The sequence below is a fragment of the Halopseudomonas pachastrellae genome (assembly GCF_900114765.1).
GTDB lineage: Bacteria > Pseudomonadota > Gammaproteobacteria > Pseudomonadales > Pseudomonadaceae > Halopseudomonas > Halopseudomonas pachastrellae.
Genome location: NZ_FOUD01000003.1, coordinates 114,394 through 132,172, shown reverse-complemented (window position 1 = coordinate 132,172; position 17,779 = coordinate 114,394). Strand labels below are relative to the sequence as shown.

Annotated in this window: 15 protein-coding genes; 8 read left to right on the top strand and 7 right to left on the bottom strand. The window is 63.2% G+C overall.

The annotated features are described in order from the left end of the window. The first annotated feature begins 162 nt into the window (after positions 1-162). The 7 genes from BM116_RS03355 to BM116_RS03325 all read left to right on the top strand — a co-directional run bounded on the left by BM116_RS03355 (position 163) and on the right by BM116_RS03325 (position 7,776). Positions 163-1,707: an ABC transporter ATP-binding protein gene (locus tag BM116_RS03355; RefSeq protein WP_083728542.1), complete on the top strand. Its 1,545-nt coding sequence runs from the start codon at positions 163-165 to the stop codon at positions 1,705-1,707. Next, on the top strand, positions 1,694-2,776 hold the full coding sequence (locus BM116_RS03350) for an ABC transporter permease (RefSeq protein WP_083728541.1): 1,083 nt from the start codon (positions 1,694-1,696) through the stop codon (positions 2,774-2,776). The genes BM116_RS03355 and BM116_RS03350 overlap by 14 nt, the downstream gene beginning before the upstream one ends. A 1-nt stretch (position 2,777) precedes the next feature. Further along, positions 2,778-3,704 (top strand): ABC transporter permease, encoded by a 927-nt coding sequence (locus BM116_RS03345; RefSeq protein ID WP_083728540.1) that lies wholly within the window; start codon positions 2,778-2,780, stop codon positions 3,702-3,704. A gap of 57 nt (positions 3,705-3,761) precedes the next feature. After that, a complete protein-coding gene (locus BM116_RS03340) occupies positions 3,762-4,529 on the top strand; it encodes a hypothetical protein (RefSeq protein ID WP_083728539.1) in 768 nt (255 codons plus the stop codon). A gap of 57 nt (positions 4,530-4,586) precedes the next feature. Further along, positions 4,587-5,261 (top strand): TetR/AcrR family transcriptional regulator, encoded by a 675-nt coding sequence (locus BM116_RS03335; protein ID WP_083728538.1) that lies wholly within the window; start codon positions 4,587-4,589, stop codon positions 5,259-5,261. A gap of 185 nt (positions 5,262-5,446) precedes the next feature. Continuing rightward, complete coding sequence (locus tag BM116_RS03330; protein WP_090474983.1) at positions 5,447-6,793, top strand: amidohydrolase family protein; 1,347 nt, start codon at positions 5,447-5,449, stop codon at positions 6,791-6,793. Positions 6,794-6,825: 32 nt separating this feature from the next. Next, on the top strand, positions 6,826-7,776 hold the full coding sequence (locus tag BM116_RS03325) for an isopenicillin N synthase family dioxygenase (protein ID WP_083728778.1): 951 nt from the start codon (positions 6,826-6,828) through the stop codon (positions 7,774-7,776). Between the two features lie 41 nt (positions 7,777-7,817). Here BM116_RS03325 and BM116_RS19085 read toward each other — a convergent pair whose 3' ends face one another. From BM116_RS19085 to BM116_RS03285, 7 genes are all read right to left on the bottom strand, one after another. Continuing rightward, complete coding sequence (locus BM116_RS19085; RefSeq protein ID WP_235846681.1) at positions 7,818-9,914, bottom strand: acetoacetate--CoA ligase; 2,097 nt, start codon at positions 9,912-9,914, stop codon at positions 7,818-7,820. Continuing rightward, entirely contained in the window at positions 9,911-10,819 is a 909-nt protein-coding gene (locus BM116_RS03310; RefSeq protein ID WP_083728780.1) for a hydroxymethylglutaryl-CoA lyase, read from the bottom strand. Before BM116_RS03310 ends, BM116_RS19085 begins: the two co-directional genes overlap by 4 nt. Further along, a complete protein-coding gene (locus BM116_RS03305; protein WP_083728782.1) occupies positions 10,816-12,753 on the bottom strand; it encodes an acetyl/propionyl/methylcrotonyl-CoA carboxylase subunit alpha in 1,938 nt (645 codons plus the stop codon). Before BM116_RS03305 ends, BM116_RS03310 begins: the two co-directional genes overlap by 4 nt. Beyond that, positions 12,746-13,546 carry a gamma-carboxygeranoyl-CoA hydratase gene (locus BM116_RS03300; RefSeq protein ID WP_083728784.1) on the bottom strand — a complete coding sequence of 267 codons (801 nt, stop codon included), beginning with the start codon at positions 13,544-13,546 and terminating at the stop codon, positions 12,746-12,748. Before BM116_RS03300 ends, BM116_RS03305 begins: the two co-directional genes overlap by 8 nt. Before the next feature lie 25 nt (positions 13,547-13,571). Next, positions 13,572-15,179 carry a carboxyl transferase domain-containing protein gene (locus tag BM116_RS03295; RefSeq protein WP_083728786.1) on the bottom strand — a complete coding sequence of 536 codons (1,608 nt, stop codon included), beginning with the start codon at positions 15,177-15,179 and terminating at the stop codon, positions 13,572-13,574. A gap of 164 nt (positions 15,180-15,343) precedes the next feature. Beyond that, positions 15,344-16,507 (bottom strand): isovaleryl-CoA dehydrogenase, encoded by a 1,164-nt coding sequence (locus tag BM116_RS03290; protein WP_083728788.1) that lies wholly within the window; start codon positions 16,505-16,507, stop codon positions 15,344-15,346. 51 nt (positions 16,508-16,558) lie between these two features. Beyond that, on the bottom strand, positions 16,559-16,936 hold the full coding sequence (locus BM116_RS03285; RefSeq protein ID WP_083728790.1) for a MerR family transcriptional regulator: 378 nt from the start codon (positions 16,934-16,936) through the stop codon (positions 16,559-16,561). A gap of 421 nt (positions 16,937-17,357) precedes the next feature. On the opposite strand from BM116_RS03285, the gene BM116_RS18635 reads away from it, so the two are divergent. Beyond that, positions 17,358-17,702: a hypothetical protein gene (locus tag BM116_RS18635; protein WP_139057024.1), complete on the top strand. Its 345-nt coding sequence runs from the start codon at positions 17,358-17,360 to the stop codon at positions 17,700-17,702. Positions 17,703-17,779 lie beyond the last annotated feature (77 nt).

Genomic DNA, 17,779 nt, shown 5'->3' with positions numbered 1-17,779 from the left:
ACTTGACCAACTAGTCTGAAAAAATTGATTTTCAGCTTTTTCAGAGTTTTGGCAAGCAAATTGCTCTGACAGAAAATGTTGATTGATTGGTCAGTTATTAATAGGGCGTCGCCCGGCCTGTCATCTAGTAAACGCCGGTACAACGCCCATAGAGGAAACTGAATGGCAACCGCACAACGCCTGAAGCTGGAAAACATCGTCAAGGAGTACCCCGGATGCCGGGCGAATGACGGTGTCCAGCTCACAGTCAACGCAGGCGAAATCCATGCTTTGCTCGGCGAGAATGGCGCCGGCAAGAGCACCCTGATGAAAGTTATCTACGGCGTCATCCAGCCCGACGCCGGCAGCATCACCTGGAACGGCCACCCGCTGACCTTGCAGGGCCCCGCCCATGCCCGTGAACTGGGCATCGGCATGGTGTTCCAGCATTTCTCATTGTTTGAAACCCTGACAGTAGCCGAGAACATCGCCCTCAGCCTGCCCGCTGATCAGGCCCGCGACCGCCGCAAACTCGAAGCGCGCATCCGCGAGGTGTCTGAACACTACGGCATGGCGCTGGACCCGCGCCGCTACGTCAACAGCCTGTCGATTGGTGAGCGCCAGCGGGTCGAGATTGTGCGCTGCCTGATTCAGGACAGCTCGCTGCTGATCCTCGACGAGCCCACCTCGGTACTGACCCCGCAGGAGGTCGAGACGCTGTTTCGCACCCTGCGTCAGCTCTCGCAAGAAGGCTGCAGCATTCTGTTCATCAGCCACAAGCTGCAGGAAGTACGTGACCTTTGCCACCGCGCCACGGTGCTGCGCCAGGGCCGGGTAACCGGCGAGTGCAACCCGGGCGAGGTGAGCACCGATGACATCGCGCGCATGATGGTCGGCAACGAGACCCCGCTGTCGACTCAGGTAGAACCGCGCGAGCCGGGCGAGGTGCTGCTGGATGTGCGTGAACTCAACTACCGCACCAGCGACCCCTTTGGCGCCAGCCTGCAGGCACTGAGCATGAGCCTGCGCGCCGGCGAGATCGTCGGTATTGCCGGCGTGGCCGGTAACGGTCAGGACGAGCTGCTGCGCGCCCTGTCCGGCGAAGCGCTGGTCGGCAACGGCAGCATCAAGCTCGGCGGCATGGCCATCGGTCAGGCCAAACCGGGTGTACGTCGCCGCCTTGGCGTGGCAGTGGTGCCGGAAGAGCGCCTGGGTCGCGGCGCCGTGCCGTCCATGTCGCTGGTCGACAACAGCCTGCTGACCGCCTACGGCGAAGGCATGGTGAACAAGGGCTGGCTGGCGATGGGCAAGGTGCGTGACTACGCCAGCCGTATCGTCGAAGCCTTTGGCGTGCGCACCGCGAGCATCGACAGCCACGCCGCCAGTCTATCTGGCGGCAACCTGCAAAAATTCATCATCGGCCGTGAAGCGCTGCAGCAGCCCAAGCTGCTGGTCGCCTCGCACCCGACCTGGGGCGTTGATGTTGGCTCGGCGGTCGCCATTCACGAGGCGCTGGTGCGCCTGCGTGATGAGGGCGCTGCCGTGCTGCTGATCTCCGAGGATCTGGACGAACTGTTCCAGCTCTGTGGCCGCATGGGCGCAATCTGTGCCGGCCGCCTGTCGCCGCTGGTCAACACCAGCGAGCTGACCATTGAGCAACTCGGCCAATGGATGGCCGGTGATTTCCCCAGCGCCACACCTTCGGAGGTTTCCCATGCTGTCGCTTGAGCGTCGCGCCGTCGACTCCCGCGCCATGCAGTGGGCTTCCCCGCTGCTGGCGCTGGTCCTGACCATCATTACCGGTATGGGCATCTTCCTGGCCCTTGGCAAGGACCCGATTGAAGGTCTGACCTTCTTCTTCCTGACCCCGCTGAGCGACAAGCACGGCTGGGCCGAGCTGGGCCTGAAAATGGCGCCGCTGCTGCTGTGCGCAGCCGGCCTGACCATCTGCTACCGCGCCAAGCTGTGGAATATCGGCGCTGAAGGCCACTTCCTGATGGGTGCCCTGTGGGCCAGCGTTGCGGCGCTGCAACTGGGCGGCCAGAGCGACCCCTGGGTGCTGCCGCTGGTGCTGATCGCCGGCATGGTTGCCGGGGCCGCCTGGGCCCTGCTGGCCGGGGTGTTGAAGACGCAGTTCCACTGCAACGAGATCCTCACCACCATCATGCTCAACTACGTGGCCCTGAACCTGCTGCTGTACGCGGTACACGGCCCGCTGAAAGACCCGTACGGCTTCGGCTTTCCGCAGTCCGAGATGTTTGCCGCCGCAGCGCTGCTGCCCAAGCTGATCCCGGACACCCGCCTGCATATCGGCCTGCTGTTCGGCCTGCTGGCAGCGGTCGCAGTCGGCGTGCTGTTTGCCCGCACCTTTATCGGCTTTCAGCTCAAGGTGCTCGGTCAGGACGAACGCGCTGCAGCCTTCGCCGGCTTCCCGGCCAAGCGTCTGACCCTGCTGGCGTTCATTCTGGCCGGTGGTCTGGCCGGTCTGGCCGGCGCTAGTGAGGTGACGGGCCCGCTCGGTCAACTGGTGCCGCAGGTGTCGCCCGGTTACGGCTACACCGCGATCATTGTGGTGTTTCTCGGCCGCATGCAGGCGGTCGGCATCGTGCTGGCGGCGGCGCTGCTGGCGCTGACCTTTATGGGCGGCGAGATGCTGCAGATTGCCATGGCGCTGCCCAAGGCGATTACCGGGCTGTTCCAGGGGCTGCTGCTGTTCTACCTGCTGACCTGTGACGCATTTATTCACTACCGCATTCGCATTCGTCGGGCCCCCAAGGCCGTAGCAGGGGAGGCCTGAGATGGACGTCGTACTGATTACCAACGTACTCGCCGCGACCGTGGTCGCCGGCACCCCGCTGCTACTGGTCGCCCTGGGTGAACTGGTGTGCGAACGCTCCGGCGTACTCAACCTCGGCCAGGAAGGCATGATGCTGATGGGCGCGGTAATCGGCTTTATCGCCGCCACCGCCACCGGCAGCCTGAGCATGGGCGTGCTGGCTGCCATGCTGGGCGGCGTGCTGATGGCCATGCTGTTCGCGCTGATGGCCATCACCTTGGCGGCCAACCAGTATGCCGCCGGCCTGGCGCTGACCATCTTCGGCATTGGCCTGAGCTCCTTCGTGGGCAGCGGCTTTGTCGGCCAGTCGATCGACGGTTTCGACAAGATCGCCATTCCGCTGCTGTCCGACATCCCGGTTATCGGCCAGGTGCTGTTCAACCAGGACCTGCTGGTCTACGCATCCTTGCTGATCTTTGTCCTGGTGTTCTGCTTCCTCAAGTACAGCCGCGGCGGCCTGATCCTGCGCGCTGTCGGCGAGTCACCGGAAGCGGCCAACGCCAATGGCCTGCGCGTGCTGCCGGTGCGCTACATGGCGGTCGCCTTTGGCGGCGCCATGGCCGGCCTGGCCGGTGCCTACCTGTCGCTGGCCTACACCCCGATGTGGACCGAGAACATGACTGCCGGGCGCGGCTGGATCGCCCTGGCCCTGGTGGTATTCGCCACCTGGAAACCCGAGCGTGTGCTGCTCGGCGCCTACCTGTTTGGCGCCGCCAGCATCTTGCACCTGGTGCTGCAGGGGCTCGGCTGGAACAGCTCGACCGAGCTGCTGGCCATGCTGCCCTATGTCGTCACCATCATCGTTTTGGTGTTGTTGTCGTGGAATCCCGCGCGGACCCGTCTCAACACACCCCTATCAATCGGCCAACCCTATAGGCCGAGCAAATAACTTGAGCACCCATTATGCCAATCAAAACTAAATCACTTATTCCAGGAAGCATCGAATATGAGCACACTGCAAAAAACCCTGATCGCCGCGTGCATCGCCGGCGCCTTTGTCCCGGCTGCACACGCTGAGAAGTACTTCTCCGACTCCAGCATTTCGATTCTGTACAGCGACGACTATGCCCGCGCTAACTTCGACGGCGCTGGCAATAAGACCACGCAAACGTTCTTCACTTTCGAGAACGCGACCGGTCACGACTGGGGCAGCACCTTCTTCTTCGTTGACCGCAACCAGGGTCACGGCAAGGACAAGGACACTGACGATCTGTACGGCGAATTTGCGCCTAACCTGAGCCTGAGCTGGCTGACCGGCAACAAGCTGGGCGGCGACGGCCTGATCAAGGACTTTACCCTGTCCGGTCAGTACGAGTTTGGCGGCGGCACCAACGTCAACAACTACATGGTAGGTCCGGGTATCGACTGGAACATCCCGGGCTTCCAGTACGTCGGCACCCGCTTCTATCGCGTATGGAACAGCGAAACTGATGACGACTATCAGACCACCATCGTCTGGGGCATGCCGATGGAATTCGGCAAGACACGTATCCTGTTCGACGGTTACATTGACTGGTCCACTGCCGAAGACGACCACAAGTCCGACTTCCACTTCAACCCGCAGCTGAAGCTGGACCTGGGTAACTACCGTGGCAGCCCGGGCGTACTCTACGCAGGTATCGAGTACTCCTACTGGAACAACAAATACGGTCTGAATGATGATGTGATGGACACCGAAAGCGCCGTCAGCGCCCTGGTGAAATTCCACTTCTGACAACACCCGTGGGGCCGGCCAGTCCGGCCCCGCACTGGAACAAGGCAACGGACAACCATGACCAGCAAGAGCAAGCCACGGAGTTACAAACCCGGCCGCATTCGCGAGCGCAACCACGAGATTATCCTGGCCGCAGCGGAACAGGAATTTGCCTTGCACGGCTATCGCGGTGCCACCATCCAGAACATTGCCGAACGGGCTGAACTGCCCAAATCGAACGTGCTGTACTACTTCAGCAACAAGAAGAAGATCTACGCAGCCATGTTCGACGATATTCTCTCGCGCTGGAACGCCGTCTTCTCCAGCGTGACCGTTGACGACGACCCGGCCGAGGCGCTGGCCACCTTCATTCGCGCCAAGGTCGAGATGTCCCGTCTGTACCCGCTGGCCTCCCGGCTGTTTGCCATGGAAATCATGCAGGGTGCCCCCTTTTTGATGACCCACCTGCGCACCAACATGCGTGAATGGGTACGCGGCCGTGCCGCCGTCATGCAGCAGTGGATCGACCAGGGCCGCATGGCACCGGTAGATCCGGTGCAGCTGATTTTCCTGATCTGGTCCTCAACCCAGCACTACGCCGATTTTCAGGTACAGGTGCTGATGGTGGAGAACAAGGCCGAGTACGAACAGAAAGACTTTGACCACGCCGCCAACTTCCTCACCGAAGTGATCCTGCGTGGCTGCGGTCTGGCAGTACCCGAGACAACCGTGCAGAGTGTCCGCACGGCCTGAAGTAGCTAAACAGCCTCCCCCGGTGGCGCCGAGCCCTGGTGCGGAGGATAATGCCAACCCTTTTAATGTGTTCCGCTCGGACAGCCTCCGAGGAAGACATCAGCCAAGCTGACCGCTTCCGTGCCCGCCGTGCCGTCACAGTGTCCTGAACAGGCAACGCCCGTTCAGATTGCTATGAGGTGCATATGAATCACTTTGCGCTGCACGATGCAGCGATCTTTACCGTTGACCCAGACAACCGCGTCATCCCGCGCGGCACCCTGATCGTCGAGGACGGGCGCATCATCGCTGTCGGCCCGAGCGACGAGGTGATCATCCCGCCCGGCATGCCGGTCATCGACGCCAGCGGCCACGCGCTGCTGCCCGGCCTGATCGACGCCCATTCCCATTCCAGCCTGATGCGCGGCGTGACTGAAAACATGCAGCTGATGGAATGGCTGCCCTGGTATCAGCTCGAACACCGCGCCCTGACCGAGGAATACGCCTACCACTCGGCGCGCCTGTGCTACCTCGAAGCACTAAAGAGCGGCACCACCTGCGTGATGGACATGTACCGCTTTATGGCGCGCTGCGCCGATGCCGCCGGTGAGATCGGTCTGCGGGTGAATCTGGCGCCCTACGTGGCCGACGCACCCGGCAAGGACTTCTTCGCCACCCGCGCCGAAAACCGCGCCCTGATCCACAGCCACCACGGCGCGCAAAACGGCCGTATTCAGGTCTGGATGGGGCTGGAGCACCTGTTCTACTGCACCCCCGATGCCTATCGCGAAGCGCTGCAATGCCAGGCTGACTACGGCGTCGGCATTCACACCCACGCCAGCGAGCAAAAGGAAGAGGACGACGCCGTCAAAGCCGAGTTTGGCCGCCGCTCCATCGCCCAGCTCGATCACTACGGCATCCTCGGTGAGCGCACCCTGATCGCCCACTGCGTCTGGCTGACCGACGACGAAATCAAGCGCGTCGCCGACACCGGCACCAGTATCGCCCACTGCCCGATCAGCAACGCCAAGCTCGCCAGCGGCGTGGCCCGCGTACCGGAAATGCTCGCCGCCGGCATCACCGTCGGCATCGGCACCGACGGCCCGGTCTGCAACAACAGCCTCAGCCTGTTCGAAGAAATGAAATTCGCCTCGCTGATCCAGAAGGCCACCAGGCTGGATGCCACCGTGCTGCCCGCCGATCAGATTCTGCGCATGGCCACCATCAACGGCGCCCGCGCCTTGGGCCTCGGTGAGCGCACCGGCTCACTGGAAGTCGGCAAGCAGGCCGATCTGCTGCTGCTCGATCTGGCGCAACCCAACCTGACGCCGACCGAGATCAATGCAGCGGGCGGCAATTTGTTGTGGAATCTGGTCTTCGCCGCCGACGCCCGCAACGTGGCCGCGGTCTGGGTTGATGGCCGCCAGCTGATCGCCAATGGCCGCGCCACCCAGGTGAGTGAACAAACGGTTATCAGTGAAGCCCAGCAGCAGGGCCTCGCACTCTTTCAGCAGTGTCGCGATATCGCGCACCTGCGTACCTCGATGATCTAAACGACTGCCCGCCCGCAGTCAGGAGCCAAACCATGCAATCTCTGCCCCTTATCTCCGTCGCTGGCCTGAACAGCGAAGACCCGGCCGTCCGCGCCGAAACCGCCCGCCAGCTAGGCGTTGCCTGCCGTGAAATCGGCTTCTTCTACGCCGTCGATCACGGCATCCCGGCCGAAGTCATGGCCGGCGCGTTCGCCAACGCCAAACGCGTGTTCGAACTGCCGCTGGAAACCAAGCAGGACATGTCGATCAAGAAGTCGCCGCACAACCGCGGCTACGTCGCCATGGCCGATGAAAAGCTCAACCCGGAAGCGGGCGCCGACATGAAGGAAGCCTTTAACATCGGCACCGATTTCCCGGCCGATCACCCGGACGTACTGGCCGGCAAGCCCTTCCGCGGCGTGAACTTCTGGCCGCCAATCGACGGCTGGCGCGAGGCCATGCTCGGCTACTTCGACGGCTGCTTGAACCTCGGTCGGCTGATCCACAAGGGGTTTGCGATTGATCTGGGTCTGCCGGAAGACTTCTTCGTCAGCCACTTGGACAGCCCCATCGCCACCCTGCGCATGCTGCGCTACCCCGCCAGCGCCGGTCAGATCGACCGCGAAGACGGCGGCGCCGGCGCCCACACCGACTACGGCAACGTCACCCTGCTGGCCACCGACAAGGTTGCCGGCCTGCAGGTGCTGACCCGTCAGGGCCAATGGATCGACGCACCGCATGTAGAAGGCGCCTTTGTCTGCAACATCGGCGACTGCCTGATGCGCTGGAGCAACGACACCTACGTCTCTACCCCGCACCGCGTGCGCCCGCCGGAGCAGGAACGCTACTCCATCGCCTTCTTCCTGGAAGTGAACCCCGACTCCATCGTCGACCCGCGCGACGTGGTACCGAGTGAAGCGCCGAAGTACGAGCCCATTACCTGCGCCGAATACCTCGCCGCCCGCCTGAACGCGACTTACGAGCACCGGGTAGAACCGAGCTAAGCCACCACCGGGCAGGCCAAGCAGAAACCCGACTTGCCCGGCTACTGCAAGCCGGGCAAGTCGCGGAACAGCGCCAACGCCTCGGGGTTGGCCAAGGCGTCGGTGTTTTTCACCGGCAGCCCGTGCACCACGTTGCGCACCGCCAGTTCGACGATCTTGCCGCTGCGGGTGCGCGGGATGTCCGTAACCGCGATGATCTTCGCCGGTACATGACGCGGGGTGGCATTGGCGCGGATGACCTGGCGGATCTCGGCTTCCAGCGCCGCATCCAGCGTCACGCCGTCGCGCAGGCGCACAAACAGCACCACCCGCACATCGCCCTGCCACTGCTGGCCGATGGCGAGTGATTCCAGCACCGCTTCGACCTTTTCCACCTGCCGGTAGATTTCCGCGGTGCCGATACGCACACCACCCGGGTTGAGCACCGCGTCTGAGCGACCGTGGATGATCAGCCCGCCGTGCGGCGTCTCCTCGGCGTAATCGCCGTGCGCCCAGACGCCGGGGAAGCGCTCGAAGTAAGCGGCGCGGAAGCGGCTGCCGTCTTCGTCCTTCCAGAAGCCCAGCGGCATCGACGGGAAGGGCTTGCTGCAGACCAATTCGCCCTTGCCTTCACTGAACCGCTGGCCTTCGTCACCCCACACCTCGACCGCCATGCCCAGGCCCTTGCACTGCAGCTCACCACGCCAGACCGGCGCGGTCGGGTTGCCGAGAGCAAAGCAGGAGACGATGTCGGTGCCGCCGGAGATCGACGACAGGCACAGGTCCGGTTTGAAGCCGCGGTAGACGTAATCGAAGCCTTCGTGCGCCAGCGGTGAGCCGGTCGACAGCACCGCCTTCAGGCGGCTCAGCTGGTGGCTGCGGTTGGGCTCGACCCCGGCCTTTTCCAGCGCGGCGAGATACTTGGCGCTGGTGCCGAATACGCTGATGTTTTCCGCGTCGATCAGGTCGATCAGCCTCTCCGCCGCAGGCCGTTGAAAACCTACCTCCGTTGCCTTCGCTGCGTTAAAAACAGGCTCAGAATGCTCATTTACACCATGTAAACTCCGCTTCTTCGCCTGTTTTTGCCTTGCGCTGGCTGCCTCGCCCACGTTTTTCAAAGGCCTGCTAGCAGGCTCAAACGGTGAGCCGTCATACAGCACCAGCGTCGCACCCAGCGCCAGCCCGGAGACCAGCCAGTTCCACATCATCCAGCCGCAGGTGGTGAAGTAGAACAGCACGTCCTCGCTGCCGAGATCGGTGTGCAGGCCGTGTTCCTTGAGGTGCTGCAGCAGGGTGCCGCCAGCGCCATGGACGATGCACTTGGGCACTCCGGTGGTGCCGCTGGAATACAGGATGTAGAGCGGCTGGGCAAAGGGCAGGGCAGTGAACGCCGGGCTGCCGGCCGGCTGACTGACGTGGTCCCAGTGAACAGTGGATACCACCGACGCAAACTCCGCCAAACACGGCTGCACGCCACCATAAGGCACCACGATCAGCTGCTGCAGGCCAGCCAGCTGCGGCAGAATTTCCGCCAGCTTGCTGCTGATGTCCAGTTGCTTGCCAGCGTAGCGATAGCCGCTGCAGGCAATCAGTACCCGCGGCTCGATCTGCCCGAAGCGGTCGACCACGCCCTGCACACCAAAGTCCGGCGAGCAGGATGACCAGACCGCGCCAATACTGGCCGCCGCCAGCATACCCACCACGGTCTGCCAGGTATTGGGCATCAGCGCCGCAACACGGTCACCGGGCTGCACACCGAGCGCCAGCAGATGCTGCTGCAGCCCAGCTACCCGCGCGGCCAGCTCGGCGTAGCTCAGCTGTTCACGCTGGCCGTCTTCGCTGATCGCCACCAGCGCCGGATGATCGTCGCGACGCCGCAGCAGATGGGCGGCAAAATTCAGTTCGGCACCGGCAAACCACTGCGCGCCCGGCATAGCGTCTGCGTTATCCAGCACCCGCTGCGGCGGCGTGCTGAAGTCCACCGCAAAAAACTCGGCCACCGCCTGCCAAAAATCCGCAACCGCGCTGACGCTCCACTGATGCAGCGCCGCATAGTCAGCCAGCGCCAGAGCGTGGCGCTGATTAACGAAGCGCCGGAAGGCATCCATCCGACTGACCGCAACCCGCTCGGGCGACGGCCGCCACAAGGGTTTGCTCATGCCTGCTCCCGCGCCAGCAAGGCCCGCGCCACGCGCGAGCCGTTGGTTTTGCCCAGCACGTTGCAGATGTGCTGCCCGGCCTGCACCAGCGCGGCCATATCGACGCCCGTCTCGATCCCCAGCCCGTTGAGCAGGTAGAGCACGTCTTCGCTGGCGACGTTGCCGGTCGCGCCCTTGGCATACGGGCAACCGCCCAGCCCGGCGACCGAGCTGTCGAACACCGCCACGCCTTCCAGCAGGCTGGCGTGAATGTTCGCCAGCGCCTGCCCGTAGGTATCGTGAAAATGCCCGGCCAGCAAGCTGCGGTCGATATCGCGGCCAACCACCTCGATCAGCCGCCGGGTATCACCCGCAGTGCCGACGCCGATGGTGTCGCCCAGCGACACCTCGTAGCAGCCGCTGTCGAGCAGCTCGCGGGCAATCGCCGCCACCTGCTCCGGCGCCACGTCACCATCAATCGGACAACCGAGCACGCAGGAGATATAACCGCGCACCCGCACGCCGTGCTCCCTGGCCGCCGCCATGATCGGTTCAAAGCGTTGCAGACTCTCGGCAATCGAGCAGTTGATGTTCTTCTGGGAAAACCCCTCGCTGGCCGCGGCAAACACCGCCACTTCCTTCACACCGGCTTCCAGCGCCCCTTCAAACCCCTTGAGGTTCGGCGCCAGCGCCGCGTAGGTCACGCCGGGCTGTTGCTGGATCGCAGCAAATACTTCAGCCGAGCCGGCCATCTGCGGCACCCACTTGGGCGAGACGAAGCTGCCGACTTCGATATAACGCAGCCCGGCGGCGCTCAGGTCATCGACCAGACGCACCTTGTCGGCAACGCTGATCGGCTGTTTTTCATTTTGCAGGCCATCGCGCGGGCCCACTTCGACCAGTCGCACCTGTTGCGGCATGCTCATGCCGTTGCCTCCTCAGCGAGCGGTTGCAGCGCCACCAGCACCCGGCCTTCGTCAACCAGATCACCCTCGGCGCAGTGAACGGCCGTGACCTCTCCGGCCTCGGCAGCGCGAATACTGTGCTCCATTTTCATTGCCTCGACCACCACCAGCAACTCGCCGGCAGCCACCTGCTGACCCGGCTCGACCAGCACCCGCACCACGCTGCCGTTCATCGGTGCTGTCAGCCCGCCGTGGCCGTGTTGCCGGGCCTCTACCTCGCTGACCGGGTCTACCTGCGTGACCCGCTGCAGCTGCCCGTCCCACTCGACAAACAGCCACTGACCGCGCCGCTGCACGACGTGGCGACGGCCATCGACCAGCAACTGATCACCCAACAGGCTGACACCGGTAGCGGGCAGGGCGCGCGCCTCGGCCTCGCCACAGCGCAGATGCAGGCGCTGCTCGCCGGCCAGTCCGAGGCGCAACCCGGAGGAAGCGGCCCAAGGGCTGTGCGGGTCATCAGCCCGCGCAGCAGAGGGTGCCGTCAGCAACCAGGCACGGGCCGCCAGCGCCCAGAAGGCGTCGGGCAGCGGGGCCGGTGCAGGCAACAGGACGTCGGTATGACGGGCGATAAAACCAGTGTCCAGCTCGGCGGCAGCAAAGGCCGGATGCGCCAGCACCCGGCGCAGGAAGGCGAGGTTGCTGTGCACTCCGCCCAGCTGCTGCTCGGCCAGCATCGCCAGCAAGCGGCGGCGGGCGGTTTCCCGGTCTTCACCCCAGGCAATCAGCTTGCTCAGCATCGGATCGTAGAACGGCGAGATGCGGTCACCCTCGACCACCCCGCTGTCGACCCGCCGCCCAACGCCCCCCGCCGGCTCAAAGTACAGCGCCAGCTCGCCACTGGCGGGCAGAAAGTCCTGCTCCGGGTCTTCGGCGTAGAGCCGCACTTCAATCGCGTGACCGCGCAGCACGATCTGCTCCTGCGTCAGCGGCAGCGGCTGCCCTGCGGCCACGCGCAGCTGCCAGGCGACCAGATCCTGCCCGGTAATCAGCTCGGTGACCGGGTGCTCGACCTGCAGACGGGTATTCATCTCCATGAAGAAGAAGTCACCACGGGCGTCGAGCAGAAACTCCACGGTACCGGCGCCAACGTAGCCGATGGCCCGCGCGGCGGTTACCGCCGCCTCGCCCATGGCCCGGCGCAATTCCGGCGACAGGCCGGGCGCCGGCGCTTCTTCCACCACCTTCTGGTGCCGGCGCTGGATCGAGCAGTCACGCTCGGCCAGATACACCCCGTTGCCGTGCTGGTCGGCAAACACCTGAATCTCGACATGGCGCGGCTGCAGCACGTATTTCTCCACCAGCATGCGCGCATCACCAAAAGCAGCCTGTGCCTCACGCTGGGCAGAGGACAGCGCCTCGGCCAGCTGCGCCTCGCTCTCGACCACTTTCATACCCTTGCCACCGCCACCGGCTGCAGCCTTGAGCAGCACCGGGTAACCGATCTTGGCGGCTTCGACGCGGAAGGTCTCCAGCGCCTGATCGGCGCCGTGATAGCCCGGCACCAGCGGCACGCCGGCGGTTTCCATCAGCGCCTTGGCCGCCGACTTGCTGCCCATGGCGTCAATTGCGCTGGCGGGCGGGCCGACGAAGATCAACCCGGCGGCATCAACCGCGCGGGCGAAATCGGCGTTCTCGGAGAGAAAGCCGTAACCGGGGTGAATCGCCTGGGCACCGGTGGCCTTGGCCGCGGCGATAATCGCCTCAACCCGCAGATAACTCTCGCTCGGCCGCGCGCCACCCAGGTTGACCGCCTGATCGGCGCAGCGCACGTGCAGGGCGTCGCGGTCGGTATCGCTGTGTACCGCCACAGTGGCGATACCCAGTTCGCGCGCGGTGCGCATGATGCGGCAGGCAATTTCGCCGCGGTTGGCAATCAGCAGGGAATCAATCATGGCTCGCGCACCAGTCGGGTTGGCGTTTTTCCAGAAAGGCCGACAGGCCCTCCTGACCTTCGGGGCTGATCCGCACCCGGGCAATCGCGGCCTCGGTGTAGCGGCGCAGCGGGGTGCTCATTTCACCCAGCCCGACCTCCTGCAACAGCGCCTTGGTGGCCATCATCGCCTGCGGGCCGTTCTGCAGCAGGTTGCCGACCCACTGCGCCAGCGCCGCGTCCAACTCAGCCGCCGGATAGCACTCGGCGAGCAGCCCCAGTTCGCGGGCGCGCAGGCCGTCAAAGCGTTCGGCGGTCAGCGCGTAGCGGCGGGTAGCGCGAGCGCCGATGGCCTGGGTGACATAGGGGCTGATCACCGCCGGCAGCAGGCCGATGCGCACCTCAGACAGGCTGAATAGCGCATCCTCGGCGCCAATCGCCATGTCGCAGCAACTGATCAGCCCGAGCGCGCCGCCAAAGGCCGCGCCCTGTACCACCGCCAGCGTCGGCACCTTGAGCTGCGCCAGCGACGCCATCAGCTGCGCCAGCTCGCGGGCGTCATCCAGATTGGCGTTGTAATCCAGCGCCGCGCAGTCGCGCATCCAGGCCAGATCGGCACCGGCGGAAAAGTGCTTGCCGCGGCCGCGCAGCAACATAAAGCGCACCGCCGGGTTAGCCGCCACCGCATCCAGCGCATCCAGCAGCTCGCGGATCATCTCGGCGTTGAAGGCGTTGTTCTTGTCAGGGCGTGCCAGCCAAAGGGTGGCGATGCCCTGCGCGGAAAATTCCAGTTCCAGGGTGTGGTACTGACTCATGGTCGTCATCTCGCTTGCCCGCAGGCTACATGCGGAACACGCCGAAGCGGGTCGCTTCGATCGGTGCGTTGAGTGCGGCGGAAATCGCCAACCCGAGTACATCACGGGTCTGCGCCGGGTCGATCACGCCGTCGTCCCACAGGCGGGCGCTGGCGTAATAGGGGTGGCCCTGACGTTCGTACTGATCGAGGATCGGACGGCGCAAGGCCTCGGCCTGCTCGGCGCTGAACTGCTCGCCACTGCGCTCGGCCTGCTCCTGCTTGACCTGCACCAGCACGCCCGCGGCCTGTTCGGCGCCCATCACCGAGATGCGCGCGTTCGGCCACATCCAGAGAAAGCGCGGGTCATAGGCGCGGCCGCACATGCCGTAGTTACCGGCGCCAAAACTGCCGCCGATGATCACCGTGAACTTGGGCACCCGGGCACAGGCCACAGCGGTTACCAGCTTGGCGCCGTGCTTGGCGATGCCGCCTTCCTCGTATTTTTTGCCGACCATAAAGCCGGTGATGTTCTGCAGGAACAGCAGCGGAATGCCGCGCTGGCAGGCCAGCTCGATAAAGTTCGCGCCCTTCTGCGCGGCCTCGGAAAACAGGATGCCGTTGTTGGCCAGAATCGCCACCGGGTAGCCGTGCAGGTGCGCAAACCCGCAGACCAGCGTGGTGCCGAACAGCGCCTTGAACTCATCGAACGCGCTGTCGTCGACCAGCCGCGCAATCACCTCGCGCACGTCGAACGGCTGCTTGCTGTCAGCCGGAATCACCCCGTACAGCTCCTCCACCGGATAGCGTGGCGGCAGCGCGGCGCGCCGGTTCAGCTCGCCCTGCTTGTGCCAGTTCAGATTGGCGATGCAGCGGCGGGCCAGAGCCAGCGCGTGCTCGTCGTTCTCGGCGTAATGATCGGCCACCCCGGAGGTGCGGCAGTGTACATCGGCGCCGCCCAGCGCCTCGGCGCTGACCACCTCGCCAGTCGCGGCCTTCACCAACGGCGGCCCGGCGAGGAAGATGGTCGCCTGCTCGCGCACCATGATGGTTTCGTCGGCCATCGCCGGCACATAGGCGCCACCGGCGGTGCACGAGCCCATCACCACGGCGATCTGCGGAATGCCCGCGGCGCTCATATTGGCCTGATTAAAGAAGATCCGCCCGAAGTGCTCGCGGTCCGGGAACACCTCGTCCTGACGCGGCAGGTTGGCGCCGCCCGAATCAACCAGATAGACGCAGGGTAGGCGGTTCTCACGGGCGATGGTTTGCGCCCGCAGGTGCTTCTTCACGCTCAGCGGATAGTAGGAACCACCCTTCACCGTGGCGTCATTGGCTATGATCATGCACTCAACGCCCTCGATCCGACCGATACCGGCGATCACCCCGGCGGCCGGCACCGACTCGCCATAGACCTCATGGGCGGCCAGTTGACCGATCTCCAGAAAGGCTGAGCCGGGGTCGAGCAGGGCATCCACGCGCTGGCGCGGCAGCAGTTTGCCACGCGCCAGATGTCGCGCATTGGCCGCATCGCCACCGCCCTCGGCAACGGCTGCGAGCAGCCGCTGCAGGTCGCTGACCAGGGAGCGCATGGCCGTTGTGTTGGCCTGAAACTCGGTGGAGGTTGGGTTGATTTGGGTTGTTAGCAGGGTCATTGCGCACGCTCCCTGGCCAGCTGCAAGCTGCAAGCTATAAGCCGCAAGCTGCACTGAGCTGTCTGGGAGTTAAGGGCACGGAGCCACGATAAGCGTTGGACTCTCGTCCGGTAAAAACCGTGGAGTGGCCGGGGTTGGCTTGCCGCTTGTAGCTTGCAGCTGCCTCACCGCGTTTCATTAAAAAGCTCCCGTCCAATCAACATCCGCCGAATCTCGCTGGTGCCCGCCCCAATCTCGTACAGCTTGGCGTCGCGCAGCAGGCGACCGGTGGGGTAATCGTTGATGTAACCGTTGCCGCCGAGAATCTGGATCGCGTCCAGCGCCATCTGCGTCGCGCGCTCGGCGGTGTAGAGAATTACCCCGGCGGCGTCCTTGCGGGTGGTCTCGCCACGGTCGCAGGCCTGCGCCACTGTGTAGAGATAGGCGCGGCTGGCGTTCAGCTGGGTGTACATGTCGGCGACCTTGCCCTGAATCAGCTGAAACTCGCCGATGCTCTGGCCAAACTGCTGGCGGTCGTGGATATAGGGCACCACCACGTCCATGCAGCTCTGCATGATCCCGGTCGGGCCACCGGAGAGCACCACGCGCTCGTAATCCAGCCCGCTCATCAGCACCTTCACGCCGCCGTTGTACTGACCAAGGATGTTCTCCACCGGCACCTCGACGTTGTTGAACACCAGCTCACAGGTGTTCGAGCCGCGCATGCCCAGCTTGTCCAACTTGGGGCTACGGGAGAAGCCAGCCCAGTCGCGCTCGACGATAAAAGCGGTGATGCCGTGAGGGCCAAGCTCCGGTTCGGTCTTGGCGTAGATGACGTAAACGTGCGCGTCCGGGCCGTTAGTGATCCACATCTTGCTGCCATTGAGCACGAAGTGATCGCCCCGGCGCTCAGCCCTCAACTTCATGCTGACCACATCGGAACCAGCGTTCGGCTCGCTCATCGCCAGCGCCCCGATGTGCTCACCGCTGATCAACCTGGGCAGGTACTTCGCCTTCTGCTCTGGCGTGCCATTGCGGTTGATCTGGTTCACGCACAGATTCGAGTGCGCCCCGTAGGACAAACCCACCGACGCCGACCCACGGCTGATCTCCTCCATCGCCACCACATGCGCCAGATACCCCAGCCCCGAGCCGCCGTACTCCTCAGGCACGGTAATACCCAGCAGCCCCATGTCACCAAAGCGCCGCCACATATCCTGCGGAAACTGATTCTCCCGGTCGATCTCGGCGGCACGGGTTGCCAGCTCGCCATCAACCAGATTGCGGGTCTGCTCGCGCAGCATGTCGATGGTCTCGCCAAGACCGAAGTTCAGCGATGGGTAATGCATGGGGTCACCTGTATTTGTTTTTATTTAGGCTTTAAAAGGGAGAGCGGACGGCTAGCGGGTCTGTTCCAGCGCCGTTCGACAGCGCTCCTCCGCGGTATCCAGCTCGATCTGCATCTGCTCGATATCCAGCAACTGCTGCGCCAGCTGCGCACGGCGCTGGGTGATCTTGTCCAGGAAGGTTTCCAGCTGCTTACGATTGCCGTGGCCCGGGTCGTACAGCTCAATCAGCTCCCGACACTCCGCCAGCGAAAACCCAATGCGCTTACCACGCAGAATCAGCTTGAGAATCACCTTGTCCCGAGGACTATAAACCCGCTCCTGCCCACGACGCTCGGGGCTGAGCATGTTCTGCTCCTCATAAAAACGAATCGCCCGCGTGGTGATATCCAGCTCACGGGCGAGGTCGGAAATGCTGTAGGTCTGGGTCATGGAGCGTCTTTGATGGCTGCTTTACGTTAACGTAAAGGTAAGCCAGTGAACGCTGGTGCGTCAAGCGGGAAGCGGGAAGCGGGAAGCGGGAAGCGGGAAGCGGGAAGCGGGAAGCTATCACTATGGAATGCGTTGGGGGCAAGTATTACTACCATCGGCAGCCGCAACTATCTATCGCATCCCTCGTAGCGGCATACCTTCATTGCCGCGCTCACTAGGCGCTAGGCGTCGGCATGATGAAATAACAGTCTACGTCTGCTCGCAAATTGAGAACACGAGCGTGCCGGAAGCCAATGCAGTCGATAATCTGGTAACGTTGATAATGTGGCAACTGCTATAAACTATATCTACGCTCGTCGAATAGCTTAGTTTGAAATGCTGAACGTCTAGTTAGCTAGAATTTGAAAAATGGAAATTCCACATGAAAACAGCAATTCCAGACGATAGCAAAGAGTTCTGCAGAGATATAAACATTCCGCCCTTAGCTCCGGGCGAAGAAAGCTATTATGCCGGACTTGTGCGAGCTGAGGGCAACGACAGACTGTATGAGCTGGCTCAATTTCTAAACTATCTGGCCAGATTTCGAAACCAAGATATTATTGAAGAGATTGACCCTCGCCTACATGTACTTACCATAAAAAAATCTAAGAGCTTAAGCGAACTGAGAAAAAATCATATATTGACACCTGCAATTGGCGCGCCGGAAAGTTGCGCAAAGCATGGGCAAGTTTTAGAAAGTTTAAAGATAGCGAGGCTGAGAGTTTAGATCACTTAAACAGACTTTGTTTTTTGATCGAAAGCATAAAAATACACAACTCGTTGAAGTCTGGATTCGCTAGAAAC

What these genes read in the sequence shown, in the direction of transcription:
- BM116_RS03290 (WP_083728788.1), bottom strand. Translation starts at nt 16,507, where the DNA reads ATGCATTACCCATCGCTGAACTTCGGTCTTGGCGAGACCATCGACATG.
- BM116_RS03310 (WP_083728780.1), bottom strand. Translation starts at nt 10,819, where the DNA reads ATGAGCATGCCGCAACAGGTGCGACTGGTCGAAGTGGGCCCGCGCGAT.
- BM116_RS03295 (WP_083728786.1), bottom strand. Translation starts at nt 15,179, where the DNA reads ATGACCCTGCTAACAACCCAAATCAACCCAACCTCCACCGAGTTTCAG.
- BM116_RS03345 (WP_083728540.1), top strand. Translation starts at nt 2,778, where the DNA reads ATGGACGTCGTACTGATTACCAACGTACTCGCCGCGACCGTGGTCGCC.
- BM116_RS03285 (WP_083728790.1), bottom strand. Translation starts at nt 16,936, where the DNA reads ATGACCCAGACCTACAGCATTTCCGACCTCGCCCGTGAGCTGGATATC.
- BM116_RS03330 (WP_090474983.1), top strand. Translation starts at nt 5,447, where the DNA reads ATGAATCACTTTGCGCTGCACGATGCAGCGATCTTTACCGTTGACCCA.
- BM116_RS03335 (WP_083728538.1), top strand. Translation starts at nt 4,587, where the DNA reads ATGACCAGCAAGAGCAAGCCACGGAGTTACAAACCCGGCCGCATTCGC.
- BM116_RS03355 (WP_083728542.1), top strand. Translation starts at nt 163, where the DNA reads ATGGCAACCGCACAACGCCTGAAGCTGGAAAACATCGTCAAGGAGTAC.
- BM116_RS03325 (WP_083728778.1), top strand. Translation starts at nt 6,826, where the DNA reads ATGCAATCTCTGCCCCTTATCTCCGTCGCTGGCCTGAACAGCGAAGAC.
- BM116_RS19085 (WP_235846681.1), bottom strand. Translation starts at nt 9,914, where the DNA reads ATGAGCAAACCCTTGTGGCGGCCGTCGCCCGAGCGGGTTGCGGTCAGT.
- BM116_RS18635 (WP_139057024.1), top strand. Translation starts at nt 17,358, where the DNA reads ATGAAAACAGCAATTCCAGACGATAGCAAAGAGTTCTGCAGAGATATA.
- BM116_RS03340 (WP_083728539.1), top strand. Translation starts at nt 3,762, where the DNA reads ATGAGCACACTGCAAAAAACCCTGATCGCCGCGTGCATCGCCGGCGCC.
- BM116_RS03350 (WP_083728541.1), top strand. Translation starts at nt 1,694, where the DNA reads ATGCTGTCGCTTGAGCGTCGCGCCGTCGACTCCCGCGCCATGCAGTGG.
- BM116_RS03305 (WP_083728782.1), bottom strand. Translation starts at nt 12,753, where the DNA reads ATGATTGATTCCCTGCTGATTGCCAACCGCGGCGAAATTGCCTGCCGC.
- BM116_RS03300 (WP_083728784.1), bottom strand. Translation starts at nt 13,546, where the DNA reads ATGAGTCAGTACCACACCCTGGAACTGGAATTTTCCGCGCAGGGCATC.